Origin of the sequence: Bradyrhizobium sp. UFLA01-814 (assembly GCF_046718885.1) — a bacterium.
GTDB lineage: Bacteria > Pseudomonadota > Alphaproteobacteria > Rhizobiales > Xanthobacteraceae > Bradyrhizobium > Bradyrhizobium elkanii.
Map to the genome: position 1 here is coordinate 1 of NZ_JAQOSR010000054.1, position 17,408 is coordinate 17,408.

Consider the following 17,408-nt stretch of genomic DNA (forward strand, 5'->3'; position numbering starts at 1 on the left):
ATCCTAAGTCTCGTGGGCTCGGAGATGTGTATAAGAGACAGTCTTCGGACAGTGCGTCCGAGACATCGAAGCGCAAATCGAACGGCGCGGACGGATCGAGGAAGCGCGTCACCGCGGCGAACGGCACGGTCAGCCGCTCGGGAATCCCGCCGAACGACAGGCCGACCTCGAAGCGATCCTCGGTCACCACCAGATCCCAGAACTGGTGCTGCAGGATGATGGTCATCTCCTCGGGGTATTGCGCGAGCAGCCGGGGCGACAGCTTCACGCCGTCGCCGTGCGACAGGAAGGTGATGTAGAAATGATGCTCACCCGGCAGGCCATGTTCGGCGGCGTCGGACAACACCCGGCGCAGCACCCCGCGCAGCGCATCGCGCGCCAGCACGTCATATCGGATGTGATCGGTCGCCATGGTGATCCTGTCGCTTCGAAAATGCCCGCCGGGGCGACGCCGGACCGTCCGACTCGCCCTTTTGCCATGCTACCCCGCCGGGAGCCGGAAATCAGCAGGGCTGGCCGCTGAAATGCGCGCGGACGCCCGATTGGGAAACAAGGAATGAAGTGGAGGCTTCTGTTGCCAGGTGCCTCCGAACCCCGCCTAGCGGAGCTTAACCCGCTAGGACTTTAAGATGGTCTTTCAAACTGCGTTACGCAGCCTGAGCAACCGGAGCAAAGTTGTCGTTGGCAACTATTGCATTGGCCCGATGTCGGCGGAACCATACCGAGAAAAAACACGCCCTTTACGCCCTCGTCGATCCTATTTCGCCCCCGCCGAAAGCCACCGCGACGGATGGGTTTTGGTGGAGGCGCCGGGTACCGCCCCCGGGTCCGAATGGTTTATTGCGACGGTCATTTATTTCCATAGCCGGCGAACCGGCACTCCCAATATAGCGGCAAAGTCGTAGAAAAACAGAGCCGATTCAGGCCCTTTCAGCTGTGAAAACACACCAAATTGGGTTGGCCCGGCTCCCGGCACCGTTCTAGATTTTGTCCATGTCCCCGGAATCCCCGCCGGTTGCCGCCCCGGCGCCGGATGCCTCCACACCATCGCCGCCCCACCAGCCCGGCCTGCTCGAGCTGTTCCTGGCCTTTGCCAAGATGTCGCTGGCCGGCTTTGGCGGGGTTCTGGTCTGGGCCCGGCGCGCGATCGTCGAGCAACACCGCTGGATGACCGCGGAGGAGTTCAACGAGACCTTCGCGCTGTGCCATTTCCTGCCAGGTCCGAACATCGTCAACCTGTCGTTCGTGTTCGGCTCGCGCTTTCGCGGCATAGCCGGCGGGCTCGCGGCCTTCGCCGGGCTGGTCGGGCCGCCGATGGTGATCGCGACCATCCTTGCCGCGCTCTATGCCCGTTACGGCGACATCGATGTGCTGCGCCGGACGCTCGCCGGCGTCGCCTGCGCCGCGGTCGGGCTGCTGTTCGCCGTCGTCTTCAAGATGATGATGCCGCTCCTGAAGCGGCGCGATGTCACGGGCCTCGTCATTTTGGCTGCGGTTTTCGTCGCGATCGGACTGATCCGGTGGCCGCTCCAGATCGTGCTGCTGGTGGCGATCCCGCTCAGTATTGCGACGACGGTCCTGGCCCGCCGCATGGTGCGGGCATGAGCTCGGGGTCCAACCCGATCGCAGCGCTGGTCTGGACCTTCGGGCTGATGTCGCTGTTTGCGGTCGGCGGCGCCAATTCGGCGATTCCCGAAATGCACCGTGCCGCCGTCGACGTGCATCACTGGCTGACCGACAAGCAGTTCGCCGACGTATTCGCGATCTCGCAGCTCTCGCCGGGGCCGAATGTGCTGATCGTGACCTTGATAGGCTATTCTGTCGCAGGCGTCGCCGGGGCGTTGGCCGCGACGGTGGCGATGTGCGGACCGACCGCGCTGCTTGCCTATTATGTGAGCCGTTTCCTCGATCGCTCGCGCGACGCGCGCTGGCCGGCGATCATCCAGGCGGCACTGGTTCCGTTGTCGATCGGTCTGATGGCGGCGTCCGGCCTGATCGTGGCGCAGACCTCAGACCAAAGTTGGATCGCGGTCCTGATCACCATTGTCGCGGCCGCGCTTGCTTTTGCGACGCGGATCAACCCTTTGTGGATGTTGCTGGCCGGAGGCCTCTTGGGTTTCGCTGGCGTTATCTGACGAAAATCGCTAGCAAGGCTTTCGGTCAACGGACCGCAAGCCAGCCATTCAATCAAAACGGGCGGGACAGCCCTGACGGGGGAAGCGAAGTCATGAGCGATACGCCGAGCGAGGCGCCGGTCAAATCGATCTTGCCGAAATGGGTGCGCGGTCCGCAGGACTTTGTCGGCGGGCTCGCCATGGTGGCGGTTGCGCTGTTTGCTTTGTGGGCCTCGAGCGATTTGCAGGGCATGCACGGATTTTCGTTCGGCGCCGGAACCGCGCCGCGCATGTTCGCCGTGCTGCTGCTGTTGCTCGGCGGTGGTGTCGCGCTGATGGGAGTTCTGCAGGCCGGCCCGCATATCGCGGCCTATTCCTGGCGCGGCCCGTTGTTCGTATCCGCGGCGATCGTGTTCTTCGCATTGGCGATCCGGCCGCTCGGGCTTGTGGTCTCCGCCTTTGCCGCCTTCATGATCGCGGCAATGGGCTCGCAGGAGACGAAATTGGTCGAGGCCGTCATTGTCGGCGCCTGTCTGACCCTCGGCTGCGCGCTGCTGTTCCCCTATGTGCTGGGACTTCCGATGCCGATGTTCCCGCGTTTCCTGATCCAGTGAGGGCGTGATGGAACTGTTCGCCAATCTCGCCCACGGTTTCGCGGTCGCATTCTCGCCGATCAACCTTCTGATGTGCCTGATCGGCGCGCTGGTCGGCACGCTGGTCGGTGTGCTGCCGGGCATCGGCACCATCGCCACCGTGGCCATGCTGCTGCCGATCACCTTCGGCCTGCCGCCGGTCGGTGCGCTGATCATGCTCGCCGGCATCTATTACGGTGCGCAATATGGCGGCTCGACCACCTCGATCCTGGTCAATATTCCAGGCGAGGCGACCTCCGTGGTCACCGCGCTTGACGGCCACCAGATGGCCAAGCAGGGCCGCGCCGGTCCGGCTCTGGCGATCGCCGCGATCGGCTCGTTCTTCGCCGGCTGCGTCGCGACCGTGCTGATCGCCGTGCTCGGCGCGCCGCTGACCAAGCTCGCGCTGGCATTCGGCCCGGCTGAATATTTCTCGCTGATGGTGCTCGGCCTGATCTTCGCGGTGGTGCTCGCCAAGGGCTCGGTGCTGAAGGCAATCGCGATGATCGTGTTCGGCCTGTTGCTGTCGATGGTCGGCTCCGACATCGAGACCGGCGCCTCGCGCATGGCCTTCAACATCCCCGAGCTCGCCGACGGTCTCGGCTTTGCCACCGTGGCAATGGGCGTGTTCGGCTTCGCGGAGATCATTCGCAACCTCGACCACGGCGCCGAGATGAACCGCAACCTGGTCCAGCAGAAGATCACCGGCCTGATGCCGACCAGGAAGGACCTCGCGGATTCCACGCCGGCGATCCTGCGCGGCACGGTGCTCGGCTCGATCCTCGGCATCCTGCCGGGCGGCGGCGCCGTGATCGCCTCGTTCGCGGCTTATACGCTGGAGAAGAAGCTGGCGAAGGATCCGAAGCGGTTCGGCCGCGGCGCGATCGAGGGCGTGGCGGCGCCGGAAAGCGCCAACAACGCCGCGGCGCAGACCTCGTTCATCCCGCTGCTTACGCTCGGCATCCCGCCGAACGCGGTGATGGCGCTGATGGTCGGCGCGATGACCATTCACGGCATCGTGCCGGGTCCGCAGGTGATGCAGAAGCAGCCCGATCTGGTCTGGGGCATGATCGCCTCGATGTGGATCGGCAATCTGATGCTGATCATCATCAACCTGCCGCTGGTGGGCATCTGGGTCCGTCTGCTGCGCGTGCCGTACCGGCTGATGTTCCCCTCGATCGTGGTGTTCTGCGCGATCGGCATCTACTCGGTGAACAACGCGCCGGTCGACGTCGTGCTCGCAGGCGTGTTCGGCCTCGTCGGTTATTGGCTGATCAAGCATGATTTCGAGCCGGCACCGCTGCTGCTCGGCATGGTGCTGGGCCCGCTGATGGAGGAGAACCTGCGTCGCGCGCTGTTGATCTCGCGCGGCGACTGGAGCGTGTTCGTCTCGCGGCCGCTGTCGGCGGTGCTGCTGGCGATCGCGGCCGGTCTCCTGGTGCTGGCCGTGCTGCCGACCTTGCGTGCCAAGCGCGACGAAGTGTTCGTCGAATCCGAGGGCTGAGCATGATCCGGAAAAGTGTGAAGCGGTTTTCCGGATAGATCATGCTCAAACAGCGAGCCGCCGGCCCTGCGTCGGCGCGCCGCAGGCGGAAGTCGAATCGACACTCGATGTCGTCCCGTGAAATGAAAATGCCGGCCGATTTGGCCGGCATTTTTATTGGTCAAACGTTCCGGGAGGAATTGAGATGATGTCCATTCGCTCGCTTGCGGGCGCATGCCTTTCGGCATTTGTAGCGCTCGGCGCATTCGCCATGCCGGCGTCCGCGCAAAATTATCCGACCCGCACCATCACCATGATCGTGCCGTTCGCAGCCGGCGGCCCGACCGACGTTATCTCGCGCATCGTCACCGCGAACATGGCGCAGACGCTGGGACAGAGCATCGTGATCGAGAACGTGGTTGGCGCCGGCGGCACCACCGCCACGACGCGCGCCGCACGCGCCGCCAATGACGGCTATACGTTGATCACAGGGCATATGGGCACGCACGCCGCCTCCGTGCCGCTCTATCCGAAGCTTGCCTATCACCCGGAAAAGGATTTCGAGCCCGTCGCGCTGCTCGCCGGCACGCCGATCCTGATCCTTGCCCGCAAGGACTTTCCGCCGAAGGATCTCAAGGAATTCGTCACCTACGTGAAGGCCAATGCCGAGAAGGTCAACGCCGCGCATGCCGGCATCGGCTCGGTCTCGCACGCCTCCTGCGAACTCCTGAACTCGATCCTCGGCATCAAGCCGGTCGGCGTGCCCTTCAACGGCACCGGCCCGGCCATGAATGCGCTGGTCGCCGGCCAGGTCGACTACATGTGCGACCAGATCGTCAACGCGGTGCCGCAGATCAACGCCGGCACCATCAAGGCCTATGCGGTCGCCACCCCCGAGCGCAACCCGTCGCTGCCCAATGTGCCGACCACGACGGAAGCCGGTTTGCCGGCATTCCAGGCCCAGGCCTGGAATGCGATTTTCGCGCCGAAGGGAACTTCGCCCGCCATCATCGCCACATTGAATGCCGCGGCCATCAAGGCGCTCGACGATGAGAACGTCCGCAAGCGCCTGCTTGAGCTCGGCAGCGTGATCCCGGCGCCGGCCAACCGCACGCCGGAGGCGCTCGCGACCCTCGTCAAGAACGAGATCGCGAAGTGGACGCCGGTGCTCAAGCCGGCAACTTAATCCAGCACGATCAAGTGGATAGGACAGGGGCGGGACGCGAGCTCCGCCCCTTGTCGTTTGGCGCGGAGTGCTCATTTTTCAGGGTATAATCGGCGCGTTCAGCCGAATCAGCGTGCCGACCGGCGGCCTTGGCCGCTACATTGGCCGTTCTCTGGAAAGCCCGAAACAGACGCCATGAACCAGTATCACGACCTGCTCGAACGCATCCTCGCCGACGGTGCCGAGAAGCACGACCGCACCGGCACCGGGACGCTGTCGATCTTCGGTCATCAGATGCGTTTCAACCTCGCGGCCGGCTTCCCGATGCTGACCACCAAGCGGCTGCCGCTGAAGGCGATCGTGCACGAGCTGCTATGGTTCCTCGCCGGCGACACCAACATCAAATATCTCAACGACAACGGCGTCACGATCTGGGACGAATGGGCCGACGCCAACGGCGACCTCGGTCCGGTGTACGGCTCGCAATGGCGGTCGTGGCCCGCGCCGGATGGCCGCAGCATCGACCAGATCGCTGGCGTGGTCGAGATGATCAAGCGCAATCCGGACTCGCGGCGGCTGATCGTCAGCGCCTGGAATCCGGCCGAGGTCGACAAGATGGCGCTGCCGCCGTGCCATTGCCTGTTCCAGTTCTATGTCGCCAACGGCAAATTGTCCTGTCAGCTCTATCAGCGCTCGGGCGACGTCTTCCTCGGCGTGCCCTTCAACATCGCCTCCTATGCGCTGCTCACCATGATGGTCGCGCAGGTGACCGGGCTCAAGCCCGGCGATTTCGTGCACTCGCTCGGCGACGCGCACCTCTACTCGAACCATCTCGAGCAGGCGCGCCTGCAACTGACGCGGCCGACGCGGCCGTTGCCGACGATGGCGATCAATCCGGACGTGAAGGATATCTTCGCGTTCCGCTACGAGGACTTCAAACTCGAAGGTTACGACCCGCATCCGCACATCAAGGCCGAGGTGGCGGTATGAGTTGCGGTCCGAGGGATTGAATGTCGCTGACGATCCGCCGCGCGCGGCCCGATGAGGCCGGACTGGTGTTCTCGCTGGTCCGCGAACTTGCCGAATACGAAAAGCTTCTGCATGAGGTTCACGCCAGCGAGGCCGATATCGCCGACGCGCTGTTCGGCGCCAATCCGCGGCTTTATTGCGACATCGCGGAATGGAACGGCGAGCCTGCCGGCTTCGCGGTCTGGTTCGTCAACTTCTCGACCTTCGCCGGCCGTCACGGCATCTATCTCGAAGACCTCTTCGTGCGTCCGGCGCTGCGCGGCATGGGCATCGGCAAGGCGCTGCTCGTGCATCTGGCGAAGCAATGCCTCGCCAATGGCTGGTCGCGCCTGCAGTGGGCGGTGCTCGACTGGAACGCGCCGTCGATTGCATTCTACAAGTCGCTCGGCGCCGAGATGATGGACGAATGGACGATTTGCCGCGTCTCCGGCGAGGCGCTGTTGACGCTCGCGGAAGGGATGCGCTGATGGAGATCGTGCTCGTCGTAGCGGTCGCCGAGAACGGCGTGATCGGGAGCGACAACGCTATTCCGTGGCGGCTGAAATCCGACCAGCAGCGCTTCAAGGCGATCACGCTGAACAAGCCCGTCGTGATGGGGCGCAAGACCTTTGAGTCCCTGCGCAGGCCGCTGCCGGGCCGCACCAACATCGTGGTGACGCGCGATGCCAACTACCGCGCGGGCGGCGCCATCGTCACGACGTCGTTTGAAAACGCCCGCGCTATTGCGCTTGGTGACGCGCTGCGGCGTTTCGCCACTGAGATTGCAATCATCGGTGGCGCGGAAATCTACGCGCAGTGGATCGGCACCGCCGATCGCCTTGAGATCACCGAGGTCCACGCCCGGCCGGACGGCGACACGCGGTTCGACAAAATCGATGCGCAGCAATGGGACGAGGTGGCGCGCGTGCGAAATCCCGCAGGTCCGGACGACAGTGCCGACTTCTCCTATGTGACATATCGTCGGCGCGGCCGGGGTTAACCAATGTTTGCATTGACAATTATGCCCCGGCGCATAGCTCGTCCGGCCAGGAAGCTTGCGTTGTAAGGGCCCTAGCGGTCCCCTATAACCGGGCCGGACATTCGAGGCCGGGCGTCCCGTCCGGACTTGCCGAGGAGATGTTTGATGCCGTGGAAAAATCAAGGCGGGGGGCCCTGGGGCTCGGGCCCGAAAGGGCCATGGGGCACCGGTCCGCAGTCAGCCGGGCCAAGGCCGCCGGATCTTGAGGATCTGCTGCGGCGCGGCCAGGACCGCCTGCAGCAGTGGCTGCCCGGCGGGCATTTCAGCGGCATGGGCGTCGCGCTGGTGCTGGTCGCCGCGCTGGCGATCTGGTTCGCGACCGGCATCTTCCGCGTGCAGTCCGAAGAGCTCGGCGTCGTGCTGCGCTTCGGCAAATATGTCCGCGATGCGCAGCCGGGCCTGCGCTATCACCTGCCATATCCGATTGAGACAGTGCTGCTGCCGAAAGCGCTGCGCGTCAACACGATCTCGATCGGCATGACCCTGATCGACGATCCCGCTCGCCGCGGCCGCACCATGCGCGACGTGCCGGAAGAGAGCCTGATGCTGACCGGCGACGAGAACATCGTCGACGTCGACTTCACGGTGCTGTGGCGCATCAAGCCGGGTGGGGCCGGCGCCTATCTGTTCAACATCCAGAATCCCGAAGGCACCGTGAAGGCGGTTGCCGAAAGCGCGATGCGTGAGGTGATCGGCCGCTCGCAGATCCAGCCGATCCTGACCGGGGCGCGCAATGTCACCGAGCAGAGCGTCCAGGAGCTGATGCAGAGGACGCTCGATACCTACAACGCGGGCATCCAGATCACGCAGGTGCAGATGCAGAAGGTCGATCCGCCGGCGCAGGTGATCGACGCATTCCGCGACGTGCAGGCGGCGCGCGCCGACCTCGAGCGCAAGCAGAACGAGGCACAGACCTACGCCAACCGGATCGTGCCGGAAGCGCGCGGTCGTTCCGCGCAGATCCTGCAGGCCGCCGAAGGCTACAAGGAGCAGGCGGTCGCCGACGCCAAGGGCCAGAGCGCACGCTTCCTGAAAGTCTATGAAGAGTACAAGAAGGCACCCGACGTGACGCGCGAGCGCATCTATCTGGAGACCATGGAAAAAGTGCTCGGCGGCTCCGAGAAGCTGGTTTATGACGGCGGCCCGGGCCAGAACATCGTGCCCTACCTTCCGCTCGGCGAACTGACGCCGCGGCGTCCGGCGGCACCGGCCACGACCGGCCAGCAGCAGGGAGCCACCCGATGAGGTCCCCCGTCACCGGCATTGTGTCCCTGATCATCCTCTTCATTGTGCTCGCCGTCGGCTACAGCTCGGTGTTCACCGTGCAGCAGACCGAGCAGACCATTGTCTTGCGGTTCGGCGAGCCGGTCGACATCGTCACCGAGCCCGGTCTGCACTTCAAGGCGCCATGGAATTCGGTGATCAACGTCGACAAGCGCATCCTCGATCTGGAAAACCCGTCGCAGGAGGTGATCGCCTCCGACCAGAAGCGGCTCGTGGTCGATGCCTTCGCGCGCTATCGCATCAAGAATGCGTTGCGCTACTACACCAGCGTCGGCTCGATCCAGGCAGCCAATCTGCAGCTGACCACGCTGCTGAACGCGGCGCTGCGCCGCGTGCTCGGCGAGGTCAACTTCATCACCGTGGTGCGTGACGATCGCGAGAAGCTGATGCAGCGGATTCGCGAGCAGCTCGACAGGGAAGCGGACGGATACGGCATCGAGGTCGTCGACGTCCGAATCCGCCGCGCCGACCTGCCGGAGCAGAACAGCCAGGCCGTCTACAACCGGATGAAGACCGAACGTGAGCGCGAGGCGGCCGAGTTCCGTGCCCAGGGTGACCAGAAGGCTCAGGAGATCCGCTCCAGGGCCGACCGCGAAGCGACCGTGATCGTCGCCGAGGCGAACTCGGCCGCGGACCAGACCCGCGGTGCGGGCGATGCCGAGCGCAACCGCCTGTTCGCCGAAGCCTATGGCAAGGACAAGGACTTCTTCGCGTTCTATCGCTCGATGACGGCTTATGAGAACGGCCTGCGATCCAGCGACACGCGTTTCCTGTTGCGGCCGGACTCGGAATTCTTCAGATACTTCGGCGGTGCAAATGGCAGGTTGCCTGAGGCGGCCGCCACGCCGAAACAGTAACGTCACGACTTGAACATCGGGACTTGGCGGCGATGCGGATGACGCTTCGCCGCCGACCAAAAACAACAAGTATCGAGCGGGAGGCTGCCATCCGATGAAGTCCATAGCGTTCGGCGACTTCCTCATCGGGTTGGGAATCCTGTTCGTGCTTGAAGGCATCCTGTTCGCGGCAAGCCCCGCCTGGATGCGCCGGGCGATGAAGAGCGCGCTGGCGACGCCCGACAACATCCTGCGCATCGTCGGTATCGGCTCGGCGGTCGCCGGGCTTGTGCTGATCTGGGTGGTGCGGAGATAGTCGCCGTTCCGGAGCATGCGAAGCATGACCGCCAATGCGCGATTGCGCATCGGGGAACCTTGAGATTCCCCAAGGCGCAATTGCGCCTCTGGGGTTCGGCCCTGTCGGGCCGCCCCGGAATGACGAGCAAGACTGAACATAATCGTGAGCCTCTCGCAGCCGGTTTTTCGCCGAAATGCCGGGGTGAGATGCTTGCGCCGTATGCCCGTTCGGGCGCACTCTGTAACCAGCTCATTTGAACCCGTTTGCCTGGAGAAACTCCGACATGACCGCTGCCAGACCAGCCCTGAGCCGCCGCTTCCGCATGATGGGAGCCGCGATCTCGATCGGTGCTGCGAGCATGCTGAGCTCCGTGCCGGCGTTCGCACGCGGTCCTGAAGGCATCGCCGACATCGCCGAGAAGGTGATCGACGCCGTCGTCAACATCTCGACGTCGCAGACCGTCGAGGCCAAGGACAGGACGATGCCGCAGCTGCCGCCGGGCTCGCCGTTCGAGGAATTCTTCGACGACTTCTTCAAGAACCGCCGCGGGCCGCCTGGCAAGGGCGGCGACAAGAGCGGTGAGTTCCAGCCACGCAAGACCAACTCGCTCGGCTCGGGCTTCATCGTCGACACCGCGGGCATCGTCGTCACCAACAACCACGTCATCGCCGACGCCGACGAGATCAACGTCATCCTCAACGACGGCACCAAGATCAAGGCCGAGCTGGTCGGCGTCGACAAGAAGACCGACCTCGCGGTCCTGAAATTCAAGCCGTCGAAGCCGCTCACCGCGGTCAAGTTCGGCGACAGCGACAAGATCCGGCTCGGCGACTGGGTGGTCGCGATCGGCAACCCGTTCAGCCTCGGCGGCACGGTGACCGCGGGCATCGTCTCGGCCAAGAACCGCGACATCAGCCAGGGCCCGTATGACAGCTACATCCAGACCGACGCCGCCATCAACCGCGGCAATTCCGGCGGTCCGCTGTTCAACCTCGATGGTGAGGTGATTGGCGTTAACACGCTGATCATCTCGCCGACCGGCGGTTCGATCGGCCTCGGCTTCGCGGTGCCGTCGAAGACCGTGGCCGGCGTCGTCGACCAGCTGCAGAAATTCGGCGAGCTGCGCCGGGGCTGGCTCGGCGTGCGCATCCAGCAGGTCACCGACGAGATCGCCGACAGCCTCAACATCAAGCCGGCGCGCGGCGCGCTGGTTGCCGGTGTCGACGACAAGGGGCCGGCCAAGCCGGCGGGCATCGAACCCGGCGACGTCGTCGTCAAGTTCGACGGCAAGGACGTCAAGGATCCCAAGGATCTGTCGCGCATCGTTGCCGACACGGCGGTCGGCAAGGAAGTCGACGTCGTCGTCATCCGCAAGGGCAATGAGGAGACCCGCAAGGTCACGCTCGGCCGGCTCGAGGACAACGAGAAGGTTCAGCAGGTGAACGCCAAGTCGAAGGACGACACCGCCGAGAAGCCGGTGACCCAGAAGGCGCTCGGTCTCGACCTCGCGGCGCTGAGCAAGGACCTGCGCACCAAGTACAAGATCAAGGACAGCGTAAAGGGCGTCGTCGTCACCAGCGTCGACGGCAACTCCGATGCCGCCGAGAAGCGGCTGTCGGCGGGCGATGTCATCGTCGAGGTGGCGCAGGAGGCGGTGTCGAGTGCCGCCGACATCAAGAAGCGCGTCGATCAGCTCAAGAAGGACGGCAAGAAGTCCGTGCTGCTGCTGGTCTCGAACGGCGACGGCGAACTGCGCTTCGTCGCGCTCGGCGTGCAGTAGGCGTGTCGTCCCGGCGAAAGCCGGGACCCATACCCCGCGGCCTCTCTTGTTGAGGAAGTGGGCAACGGCTTTTCCAGGTAACCGGCATCGGTGGTTATGGGTCCCGGCTCCGTGCGCAAGCGCGCACTCGGCCGGGACGACGCCGAGGATCAATTCTCGACGAACTCATCCCGCCGATAGCCCTGCGCGTACAGCAGCGCGGTGAGATCGCCGTGGTCGATCCGGACCGCGGCCGCGGCCGCGACCGCCGGCTTGGCGTGATAGGCAACGCCGAGGCCCGCAGCCTGGATCATGCCGAGATCGTTGGCGCCGTCGCCCACTACCAGCGTGTCGAGGTCGTCGAGATCGAAGGATTCGGTGAGCTCGATCAGGGTGGCGAGTTTGGTGGCGCGGCCGAGGATCGGTTCGACCACCTCGCCGGTCAACTTGCCGCCTGCGACCTGCAGCTGGTTGGCGCGGTTCTCCTGAAAGCCGACCTTCGCCGCGACCACCTTGGTGAACAAGGTGAAGCCGCCCGAGATCAGGCAAGTATAGGCGCCGTGCGCGCGCATGGTCATGACCAGTTCGCGGCCGCCCGGCGTCAGCGTGATGCGCTTGTCGAGCACCTCGTCGACCACGCTGACCGGCAGGCCCTTGAGCAGCGCCACCCGCTCGCGCAGCGCGGACTCGAACTCGATCTCGCCGCGCATCGCGCGCTCGGTGATAGCAGCGACATGTGCCTTGAGCCCGGCGAAGTCGGCGAGCTCGTCGATGCACTCCTGGCCGATCATGGTGGAATCCATGTCGGCCAGAAAAAGCTTCTTGCGCCGGGCGATGCGAGGCTGCACGACAATGTCGATCGGCAGGTCGCCGCGGGCCTGGCGAAGGCGTTCCTCGATCGCCTTGATACCGTCCCTGCTGCTGTCCTCGCTTTCGAACGGAATGTCGGCGGCGACTTCGTTGGACAGCCACTGCGCCGGGCCGGGTGAGGGCAGCACGGCCCGCGCACCGTCGACGATGGTGGAGTCGAGCGCGGGGCTTGCAGGATTGCAGATCAGCGTGGCAACGAGGGACATGCAGGCGCATTCGGGATTGTTGAACAAGGCAGTGCTTATCGCAGGGCCGACCGCCAGCGGCAAGTCGGCGCTGGCACTCGAACTCGCGCAGCGGACCGGCGGGGTCGTGATCAACACCGACTCCATGCAGGTCTATCGTGACCTCCGGATCATCACGGCGCGGCCGACCGCAGGCGAAGAGGCGCTGGTTCCGCACCGGCTCTACGGCCATGTCGACGCCGGCGTGAATTTCTCCGCCGGCGCCTGGGTGACTGACGCGGCGAAGGTGCTCGGCGAGGCGCGTGCGCAAGGACGGCTGCCGATCTTCATCGGCGGCTCGGGCCTTTATTTCAAGGCGCTGACGCGCGGCTTATCGGCGGTGCCGCCGATCCCGGCTGATGTGCGCGACGACGTGCGCGCACGGCTCGAGCAGCGCGGCGTCGAGGCGCTGCATGCCGAGCTTGCAGTGCGCGACCCGGTGTCGGCCGAGCGGCTGAAGCCCCGCGACCGCACCCGCATCGCGCGCGCGCTCGAGGTCGTCGAGGCCACCGGCCGCCCACTGCCGGATTGGCATCGCGAGGGCCTGCCGCCACTGCTGCCGCCGGGCGATTTTCATGCGCTGTTTCTCGCGCCGGAGCGCGAGACGCTCTATGCACGGATCGACGCCCGGTTCGGTGTCATGCTCGATACCGGCGCGCTCGACGAGGTCGCGGCGCTGGCGGCCCGTGGGCTCGATCCGCTGCTGCCGGCGATGAAGGCCCATGGGGTGCCGGCGCTGATCCGGCACCTCAAGGGCGAGATCAGCCGCGAGGAGGCGGCTGAGATCGGCCGGGCCGACACCCGCCATTATGCGAAGCGCCAGTTCACCTGGTTTCGCCATCAGCTCCCGGAGTTCGACTGGGTGGTGCCGGAAGCTGGCGGGGAATGGCTGGAGAGCCGGGTCCCGTAGCCCGGATGAAGCGCAGCGCAATCCGGGGACCCCGCCGCGGGAGACGCTGGTCCCGGATTTCGCTTCGCTTCATCCGGGCTACGGACCCCGCCGAGCTGCTGGCAGCGCACGCCCGTCAGCCATGCGCGTTCGCCTGCGCAAAAACGCTCGCCGAACGAGCGGAACCCCGGTAGAGTACGGAAATCGCGAAAGTGCTTGCCTTGCCTTGACATTCAGGCTTTGGCCGCTATGTTCGCGCAACCTTTGGGAAGACTGGGTCGTCTCATGCGCAACATTATTACCAAACTGCTTATCGCCGTCGTACCCAGGCACACCGCCGGGGATGGCTAGCGGCCATCCAAATTCGGGCGGTGTGCATGGGGCCTCTAGGGCCCCTTTTTATTGCCCGAAGCCGAACTGACGAGAACTGACAAAAGCCGCGCAAAAACCAGCGCATCCGGAGCGAACCATGACCGACAAGAGCCACGATCCCAATCAGATGACCGGCGCCGCGATGATCGTGCGCGCGCTCATCGATCACGGCGTGCAGCATGTCTTCGGCTATCCCGGCGGTGCGGTGCTTCCGATCTACGACGAGATCTTCCAGCAGAGCGAGGTCGAGCACATCCTGGTCCGCCACGAGCAGGGCGCCGGCCATGCCGCCGAAGGCTATGCGCGCTCGACCGGCAAGCCCGGCGTGGTGCTGGTGACGTCGGGCCCGGGCGCCACCAACATGGTGACGCCGCTGACCGACGCGCTGATGGATTCGATCCCGCTGGTCTGCATCACCGGCCAGGTGCCGACCCACCTGATCGGCAACGACGCCTTCCAGGAGTGCGACACGGTCGGCATCACGCGGCCCGCCACCAAGCACAACTGGCTGGTTCGCGACGTCAACGACCTCGCCAGGGTGCTGCACGAGGCTTTCTATGTCGCCACCACCGGCCGGCCCGGCCCGGTCGTGGTCGACGTGCCGAAGGACGTGCAGTTTGCGACCGGCACCTATCATCCGCCGCGCAAGTCGGACGTGCACATCTCCTACACGCCGCGCGTCAAGGGCGACGCGACCCAGATCCGCAAGGCGGTGGCGCTGCTCGCCAACGCAAAGCGTCCGGTGATCTATTCCGGCGGCGGCGTGATCAATTCGGGTCCCGAGGCCTCGAAACTGCTGCGCCAGCTGGTGGAGGCGACCGGCTTCCCGATCACCTCGACCCTGATGGGGCTGGGCGCCTATCCCGCCTCGGGCCCGAACTGGCTCGGCATGCTGGGCATGCACGGCACCTACGAAGCCAACATGACGATGCATGATTGCGACGTCATGCTGTGCGTCGGCGCGCGCTTCGACGACCGCATCACCGGCCGTACCGACGCGTTCTCGCCGGGCTCGAAGAAGATCCACATCGACATCGACCCGTCCTCGATCAACAAGAACATCCGCGTCGACGTGCCGATCATCGGCGACGCCGGCAACGTGCTCGGCGATTTGCTGCAGGTGTTCAAGGCGGAAGCCAAGAAGCCGGACATCAAGTCGTGGTGGCAGCAGATCGCGCAATGGCGCGCGCGCAACTCGCTGTCCTACCGCAAGAACAACGATATCATCCTGCCGCAATACGCGATCCAGCGCCTGTTCGAGCTGACCCGCGGCAAGGACACCTACATCACGACCGAGGTCGGTCAGCACCAGATGTGGGCCGCGCAGTTCTTCGGCTTCGAGGAGCCGCACCGCTGGATGACCTCGGGCGGTCTCGGCACCATGGGCTACGGCCTGCCGGCCGCGGTCGGCGTGCAGGTGGCGCATCCGGACAGCCTGGTGATCGACATCGCCGGCGACGCCTCGGTGCAGATGACGATCCAGGAGATGTCGACGGCGGTCCAGTTCGAGCTGCCGATCAAGATCTTCATCCTGAACAACCAGTACATGGGCATGGTTCGGCAATGGCAGCAGCTGCTGCACGGCAACCGCCTGTCGCACTCGTACTCCGAGGCGCTGCCGGACTTCGTCAAGCTCGCCGACGCCTATGGCTGCGTCGGCCTGCAGGCGACCAAGCCGTCCGATCTCGACGGCGCGATCAAGGAGATGATCTCGATCAAGCGCCCGGTGCTGTTCGACTGCCGCGTTGCCGCGCTGGAGAACTGCTTCCCGATGATCCCGTCGGGCAAGGCGCACAACGAGATGCTGCTGCCGGAAGAGGCGACCGACGAGGCCACCGCGAAGGCCTTCTCCGGTGGCAAGGCGCTGGTGTGAGGACGGATCATGTTTGACCTCAACGAGCTCGAGCGCGCGCACCGGATCGTCGGCACTGCAGTGCCGGCGACGCCGGCGCACGCCTGGCCGCTGCTCGCCGAGCGGCTCGGCACCGAGGTCGTGGTCAAGCATGAGAACCACACGCCGACCGGCGCCTTCAAGGTGCGCGGCGGCCTTGTCTATCTCGAGCGGCTGAAGCGCGAGCGGCCCGACGTGCCCGGCATCATCTCGGCGACGCGCGGCAATCACGGCCAGAGCCTGGCGTTCGCGGCAGGGCGTCATGGCGTGCCGGCGACAATCTACGTGCCGTGCGGCAACTCGGTCGAGAAGAACCGCGCCATGCACGCGTTCGGGGCCGAGCTCGTCGAGCACGGCGACGACTTCCAGGCCGCGCGGGAGGAGGCCGAGCGCCGCGCCCAATTCGCCGGCCTGCACATGGTGCCGTCGTTCCACCCGGACCTCGTGCTGGGTGTCGCGACCTACGCGCTCGAACTGTTCCGTACCGCGCCCGATCTCGACATTCTCTATGTGCCGATCGGGCAGGGCTCCGGCATCTGCGGCTGCATCATGGCGCGCGACCTGCTCGGACTGAAGACCGAGATCGTCGGCGTGCAGTCGACCGAGGCGCCGTCCTACGCTTTGTCGTTTGCGGCTGGAAAGATCGTCACCACCGAGACCAGCAACACCCTTGCCGACGGCATGGCGACGCGGATTCCGGACGCGGATGCGTTCGCGCTGATCCGCAAGGGCGCCTCCCGCATCGTGCAGGTCAGCGACGACGAGGTCGGGCAGGCGATCCGCGCCTACTGGACCGACACCCATAATCTCGCCGAGGGCGCGGGCGCTGCGGCGCTCGCGGCCGCGCTGCAGGAGAAGAGCAGGCTCGCCGGCAAGCGGGTCGGCTTGATCCTGAGCGGCGGCAATATCGATTTCGATCTGTTCCGGACCTGGATCAGGACGGATGCTGCGCCGGCCGCCCAGCGGGCGGTGGCGTGAACAGAATGTGAGGGGACGACCATGAACCAGCCCGCATCCGCCTACTTCCTCGAAGAGCGTCACGATCCCAACGAGACGCATACTTTGTCCGTGCTCGTGCAGAACGAGCCTGGCGTGCTCGCGCGCGTGATCGGCCTGTTCTCCGGCCGCGGCTACAACATCGAGAGTCTCACCGTCTCGGAGACCGAGAGCCAGAAACATCTCTCGCGGATCACGATCGTCACCACCGGCACGCCGATGGTGATCCAGCAGATCAAGCATCAGCTCGACCGCATGATCCCGGTCTACCGCGTCGTCGACATGACGCTGACCGGCAGCTCGATCGAGCGCGAGCTCGCGATGGTCAAGGTGCGGGGCGGTGGCGATCACCGCGTCGAGGCGCTGCGGCTGGCGGACGCATTCCGCGCCCGGGTGATCGACGCCACGACCGAGAGCTTTGTGTTCGAGATCACGGGCAATTCGTCCAAGATCAGTCAGTTCATCGACCTGATGCGTCCGTTGGGCCTGGTCGAGGTGTCACGAACCGGGGTGGCCGCGATCACGCGTGGGCCGGAAGGGATGTGAGT

18 protein-coding genes and 1 other RNA gene are annotated in these 17,408 nt (G+C 65.2%); 16 read left to right on the plus strand and 3 right to left on the minus strand.

Annotation, left to right across the window (positions count from 1 at the left end; all coding sequences use genetic code 11):
* Positions 1-412: SspB family protein (locus PMN64_RS18140; RefSeq protein WP_411781621.1), on the minus strand; the 412-nt coding region annotated here is incomplete at its 3' end.
* A 148-nt stretch (positions 413-560) separates the two neighbouring features.
* Positions 561-917, minus strand: a transfer-messenger RNA (tmRNA) gene (gene ssrA, locus PMN64_RS18145).
* 76 nt (positions 918-993) lie between these two features.
* Here ssrA and PMN64_RS18150 point away from each other — a divergent pair.
* The 12 genes from PMN64_RS18150 to PMN64_RS18205 all read left to right on the plus strand — a co-directional run bounded on the left by PMN64_RS18150 (position 994) and on the right by PMN64_RS18205 (position 11,639).
* The gene (locus tag PMN64_RS18150) at positions 994-1,605 is read left to right on the plus strand and encodes a chromate transporter (RefSeq protein WP_411781622.1); all 612 of its coding nucleotides are present in this window, start codon (positions 994-996) and stop codon (positions 1,603-1,605) included.
* On the plus strand, positions 1,602-2,135 hold the full coding sequence (locus tag PMN64_RS18155) for a chromate transporter (protein ID WP_411781623.1): 534 nt from the start codon (positions 1,602-1,604) through the stop codon (positions 2,133-2,135). Before PMN64_RS18150 ends, PMN64_RS18155 begins: the two co-directional genes overlap by 4 nt.
* A gap of 92 nt (positions 2,136-2,227) precedes the next feature.
* Positions 2,228-2,728 carry a tripartite tricarboxylate transporter TctB family protein gene (locus PMN64_RS18160; RefSeq protein WP_411781624.1) on the plus strand — a complete coding sequence of 167 codons (501 nt, stop codon included), beginning with the start codon at positions 2,228-2,230 and terminating at the stop codon, positions 2,726-2,728.
* Positions 2,729-2,735: 7 nt separating this feature from the next.
* Complete coding sequence (locus PMN64_RS18165; protein ID WP_028342337.1) at positions 2,736-4,250, plus strand: tripartite tricarboxylate transporter permease; 1,515 nt, start codon at positions 2,736-2,738, stop codon at positions 4,248-4,250.
* 184 nt (positions 4,251-4,434) lie between these two features.
* Entirely contained in the window at positions 4,435-5,415 is a 981-nt protein-coding gene (locus tag PMN64_RS18170; RefSeq protein ID WP_304496392.1) for a tripartite tricarboxylate transporter substrate binding protein BugD, read from the plus strand.
* Between the two features lie 174 nt (positions 5,416-5,589).
* On the plus strand, positions 5,590-6,384 hold the full coding sequence (locus tag PMN64_RS18175; RefSeq protein WP_028332488.1) for a thymidylate synthase: 795 nt from the start codon (positions 5,590-5,592) through the stop codon (positions 6,382-6,384).
* Between the two features lie 20 nt (positions 6,385-6,404).
* Complete coding sequence (locus PMN64_RS18180; RefSeq protein ID WP_411781625.1) at positions 6,405-6,890, plus strand: N-acetyltransferase family protein; 486 nt, start codon at positions 6,405-6,407, stop codon at positions 6,888-6,890.
* Positions 6,890-7,402 (plus strand): dihydrofolate reductase, encoded by a 513-nt coding sequence (locus tag PMN64_RS18185; RefSeq protein WP_304496390.1) that lies wholly within the window; start codon positions 6,890-6,892, stop codon positions 7,400-7,402. The genes PMN64_RS18180 and PMN64_RS18185 overlap by 1 nt, the downstream gene beginning before the upstream one ends.
* A gap of 144 nt (positions 7,403-7,546) precedes the next feature.
* A complete protein-coding gene (hflK, locus tag PMN64_RS18190) occupies positions 7,547-8,686 on the plus strand; it encodes an FtsH protease activity modulator HflK (protein ID WP_028342342.1) in 1,140 nt (379 codons plus the stop codon).
* On the plus strand, positions 8,683-9,582 hold the full coding sequence (gene hflC / locus PMN64_RS18195) for a protease modulator HflC (RefSeq protein WP_411781626.1): 900 nt from the start codon (positions 8,683-8,685) through the stop codon (positions 9,580-9,582). Before hflK ends, hflC begins: the two co-directional genes overlap by 4 nt.
* Before the next feature lie 94 nt (positions 9,583-9,676).
* The gene (locus PMN64_RS18200; RefSeq protein WP_028332483.1) at positions 9,677-9,877 is read left to right on the plus strand and encodes a DUF2065 domain-containing protein; all 201 of its coding nucleotides are present in this window, start codon (positions 9,677-9,679) and stop codon (positions 9,875-9,877) included.
* 265 nt (positions 9,878-10,142) lie between these two features.
* A complete protein-coding gene (locus PMN64_RS18205) occupies positions 10,143-11,639 on the plus strand; it encodes a Do family serine endopeptidase (RefSeq protein ID WP_028342344.1) in 1,497 nt (498 codons plus the stop codon).
* A 149-nt stretch (positions 11,640-11,788) separates the two neighbouring features.
* On the opposite strand, the gene serB is transcribed toward PMN64_RS18205, so the two are convergent.
* On the minus strand, positions 11,789-12,694 hold the full coding sequence (gene serB / locus PMN64_RS18210) for a phosphoserine phosphatase SerB (protein WP_411781627.1): 906 nt from the start codon (positions 12,692-12,694) through the stop codon (positions 11,789-11,791).
* On the opposite strand from serB, the gene miaA reads away from it, so the two are divergent.
* The 4 genes from miaA to ilvN all read left to right on the plus strand — a co-directional run bounded on the left by miaA (position 12,693) and on the right by ilvN (position 17,406).
* The gene (gene miaA / locus PMN64_RS18215; protein ID WP_411781653.1) at positions 12,693-13,622 is read left to right on the plus strand and encodes a tRNA (adenosine(37)-N6)-dimethylallyltransferase MiaA; all 930 of its coding nucleotides are present in this window, start codon (positions 12,693-12,695) and stop codon (positions 13,620-13,622) included. The genes serB and miaA overlap by 2 nt on opposite strands.
* 448 nt (positions 13,623-14,070) lie before the next feature.
* Positions 14,071-15,846, plus strand: coding sequence for an acetolactate synthase 3 large subunit (locus PMN64_RS18220; protein WP_016841059.1), 1,776 nt, complete (start codon positions 14,071-14,073; stop codon positions 15,844-15,846).
* A 9-nt stretch (positions 15,847-15,855) separates the two neighbouring features.
* Entirely contained in the window at positions 15,856-16,842 is a 987-nt protein-coding gene (locus tag PMN64_RS18225) for a threonine dehydratase (RefSeq protein ID WP_411781628.1), read from the plus strand.
* Between the two features lie 21 nt (positions 16,843-16,863).
* Complete coding sequence (ilvN, locus tag PMN64_RS18230) at positions 16,864-17,406, plus strand: acetolactate synthase small subunit (protein ID WP_016841057.1); 543 nt, start codon at positions 16,864-16,866, stop codon at positions 17,404-17,406.
* The last annotated feature ends 2 nt before the right edge of the window (positions 17,407-17,408 follow it).

Bases quoted from the DNA above. Each gene is read 5' to 3' on its own strand.
- PMN64_RS18150 (WP_411781622.1), top strand. From the start codon at position 994: ATGTCCCCGGAATCCCCGCCGGTTGCCGCCCCGGCGCCGGATGCCTCC.
- PMN64_RS18205 (WP_028342344.1), top strand. From the start codon at position 10,143: ATGACCGCTGCCAGACCAGCCCTGAGCCGCCGCTTCCGCATGATGGGA.
- PMN64_RS18175 (WP_028332488.1), top strand. From the start codon at position 5,590: ATGAACCAGTATCACGACCTGCTCGAACGCATCCTCGCCGACGGTGCC.
- PMN64_RS18185 (WP_304496390.1), top strand. From the start codon at position 6,890: ATGGAGATCGTGCTCGTCGTAGCGGTCGCCGAGAACGGCGTGATCGGG.
- PMN64_RS18200 (WP_028332483.1), top strand. From the start codon at position 9,677: ATGAAGTCCATAGCGTTCGGCGACTTCCTCATCGGGTTGGGAATCCTG.
- PMN64_RS18180 (WP_411781625.1), top strand. From the start codon at position 6,405: ATGTCGCTGACGATCCGCCGCGCGCGGCCCGATGAGGCCGGACTGGTG.
- hflK (WP_028342342.1), top strand. From the start codon at position 7,547: ATGCCGTGGAAAAATCAAGGCGGGGGGCCCTGGGGCTCGGGCCCGAAA.
- PMN64_RS18170 (WP_304496392.1), top strand. From the start codon at position 4,435: ATGATGTCCATTCGCTCGCTTGCGGGCGCATGCCTTTCGGCATTTGTA.
- serB (WP_411781627.1), bottom strand. From the start codon at position 12,694: ATGTCCCTCGTTGCCACGCTGATCTGCAATCCTGCAAGCCCCGCGCTC.
- hflC (WP_411781626.1), top strand. From the start codon at position 8,683: ATGAGGTCCCCCGTCACCGGCATTGTGTCCCTGATCATCCTCTTCATT.
- PMN64_RS18225 (WP_411781628.1), top strand. From the start codon at position 15,856: ATGTTTGACCTCAACGAGCTCGAGCGCGCGCACCGGATCGTCGGCACT.
- PMN64_RS18155 (WP_411781623.1), top strand. From the start codon at position 1,602: ATGAGCTCGGGGTCCAACCCGATCGCAGCGCTGGTCTGGACCTTCGGG.
- miaA (WP_411781653.1), top strand. From the start codon at position 12,693: ATGCAGGCGCATTCGGGATTGTTGAACAAGGCAGTGCTTATCGCAGGG.
- PMN64_RS18220 (WP_016841059.1), top strand. From the start codon at position 14,071: ATGACCGACAAGAGCCACGATCCCAATCAGATGACCGGCGCCGCGATG.
- PMN64_RS18165 (WP_028342337.1), top strand. From the start codon at position 2,736: ATGGAACTGTTCGCCAATCTCGCCCACGGTTTCGCGGTCGCATTCTCG.
- PMN64_RS18160 (WP_411781624.1), top strand. From the start codon at position 2,228: ATGAGCGATACGCCGAGCGAGGCGCCGGTCAAATCGATCTTGCCGAAA.
- ilvN (WP_016841057.1), top strand. From the start codon at position 16,864: ATGAACCAGCCCGCATCCGCCTACTTCCTCGAAGAGCGTCACGATCCC.